The organism is Bacteroides sp. CAG:189, assembly GCF_000432295.1.
In the GTDB taxonomy this organism is placed as follows: Bacteria; Bacteroidota; Bacteroidia; order Bacteroidales; family Bacteroidaceae; genus Bacteroides; species Bacteroides salyersiae.
This window is the reverse complement of sequence record NZ_HF991063.1, coordinates 680-3,113: the sequence shown is the minus strand read 5'-3', so window position 1 is coordinate 3,113 and position 2,434 is coordinate 680. Positions and strand designations below refer to the sequence as shown.

The 2,434-nt window shown below is 37.6% G+C and carries 2 protein-coding genes; both read left to right on the top strand.

Annotated elements, in window-relative coordinates; translation table 11 throughout:
• The first annotated feature begins 333 nt into the window (after nucleotides 1-333).
• Nucleotides 334-1,356, top strand: coding sequence for a FecR family protein (locus QVP90_RS09295; RefSeq protein ID WP_021936258.1), 1,023 nt, complete (start codon nucleotides 334-336; stop codon nucleotides 1,354-1,356).
• A gap of 234 nt (nucleotides 1,357-1,590) precedes the next feature.
• On the top strand, nucleotides 1,591-2,434 hold an 844-nt coding region (locus QVP90_RS09290; protein ID WP_288204185.1), incomplete at its 3' end, for an STN domain-containing protein.

Genomic DNA, 2,434 nt, shown 5'->3' with positions numbered 1-2,434 from the left:
ATTGATAGTTTTCAGGTCATTTTTGATAGTTTTCAGGTGGTCTTAGAGGGAACCTAATGTGATAATAAAGCTATTTTTATTAAAATCCTCTTTCATGGGTCCTTTCATATGGAATATTTTCGTTAATAATAAGCTTGTGATCTGATGTGATTTCAGAAAATAACCACAATGTTATTTTGTTTTTTCTCTTTTCTGATAATTGTTTGAGTGGTTAATTTCAAAAAATGAAAAAAAACACAAGACGTCTTGTCCTTTTTGTCTCTTAATAATTGTAGTAATTATAAAGCGAATTTAAAAACGAAAAATAACCAAAATAATCAAATAAAAAAATAGATGAAGCATCAGGAATCAGAATTATTCTTCCGCTATCATAGAGGCTTGTGTACGAAGGCTGAAAAGGATGAAGTTGAGAAGTTGCTGAACGGATCAGAGGCATATCGGTTACAATTCCTTGATTCTAAGATTGCATGGGCTTTGGGAGAAGATATAAAATTGATGGAAGCGGTTGATGCGGAATTAGGTTATAAGAAAATTAAGGCTGATATAAGAGCAAAAAAGATTAGAATATTTCAAGAGAGATTGGTTAGGTATGCCGCTTTTTTGACCATCCCGCTATTACTTTCTTCTATGGCGCTGGGGTATTTGTATTTTAAGAAACCCGATGAAAAGATTCAATATACCAATATAACGGCAACTGTTGGTTCGGTTGTTCGTTATGAGCTACCTGATAATTCGGTCGTTTGGTTGAATTCGGGGAGCAAGCTTCGCTGCCCGAATATTTTTAAGGGAGAAAGGCGTGAAGTGGATTTGCAGGGAGAAGCTTTTTTTGAGGTGCAGTCAGATGAAAAGCATCCGTTTTATGTGAATACGCCTTCGGGGGTACAGGTATATGTATATGGAACACGGTTTAATGTCTGTGCTTATGACAATGAAGATTATGTTGAAACAGTATTGGAGTCGGGACGTGTCAATATATTTATTCCTAAGTATGAAACATCTGTGGCTTTGAAACCCGGTGAACATTTGCTTTATGATAAAAAAGCATTGCAATTTGTGAAATCCGAAGTTGATGTCTCGGAGAAGGTCGCATGGAAAGATGGAAAATTGATCTTTAGAAATTCTTCTTTAGAAGAGGTCTTGAAAAGATTGTCACGGCATTTTAATGTCGATATTGCACTTAATAACAGATCGGGAAAACAGTATAGATATCGGGCTACTTTCAGAGATGAGACATTGTCACAGATTCTTGATTATTTGAGTAAATCGGCTATGATAAAGTGGAAGACGGAGGAAGAATCTGTGCTGCAATCTGATGGAACATTCGTGAGGAAAAAGATAATAGTGGATTTGTATTGATATAAAAAATAGACTGCCTATGATTGTATAGTTCTAAATGTAAAAAACGGGATTGCTTTATCGATCCTGTACTGGAGAAAAAACCGGAGATGTTGTATTACGTGAATCCGGGTGTGTAAATCTTTATTTATTAATTCATAAAACACTTTAGTTAACCACAAGTTTATGAAGAAAAATTATTCCATTGTTACACATTGTTCAAAGTGTGTACTCAACCTTAAACTCCCTTTAATTATGAGGATTGCTTTAGTATTACTTTTTGTAGCTGTGATACAGCTTAGAGCCGGAAATGGATACGCTCAGAAAACAAAGGTTCCTATTTCCATGTCGCAGGTCTCTGTCGAACAGGTCTTGAATAGGATAGAAGAAACTTCTGATTTTGTGTTTTTATACAATGATAAGACGATAGATAAGAATCGGGTGGTTTCTGTTGAGAATCCACAAGGCAACATATCCCAGATCCTCAATGAAATTTTTGAGGGAACTCCGGTATCCTATACAATCGTAGATAAACAGATCATACTATCTCCCAAAAAAGTGGAAGCAGCCCAGCAAGACCCTTCTTTTGACATGAAAGGACAGGTTCGGGACGCTATGGGAGAGGCCTTGATCGGTGTGAATGTTGTAGTTCGCGGAACGACTTCCGGAGCGATTACGGATATTGACGGAAATTTCACCATAAAAGTGAAAAAAGGTGATGTGTTAGAGTTCTCTTATGTAGGTTATGCATCTCAGACTGCTACTGTTGTCGGAAATAAGCCGCTGGTTATAGTCTTGAAAGAGGATACGGAAATGCTTGGCGAAGTAGTCGTTACGGCAATGGGTATTCAGCGCCTGTCTAAAACGCTGTCTTATACAGCTGAGACTGTTGGGGGAAAAGAACTGACCCGTGTAAAAGATGCGAACTTGATAAATTCTTTGCAAGGTAAGTCTGCCGGTTTGGTTATTACCCCGAATGCCAATGGTGCCGGTGGTTCCTCCAAAATATTATTGCGTGGTAATAAATCGATCCAGGGTGGTAATAATCCGTTGATTGTTATCGATGGTGTGCCGATGGCTAATAATACCAATGATGGGG

What these genes read in the sequence shown, in the direction of transcription:
- QVP90_RS09295 (WP_021936258.1), top strand. Translation starts at nt 334, where the DNA reads ATGAAGCATCAGGAATCAGAATTATTCTTCCGCTATCATAGAGGCTTG.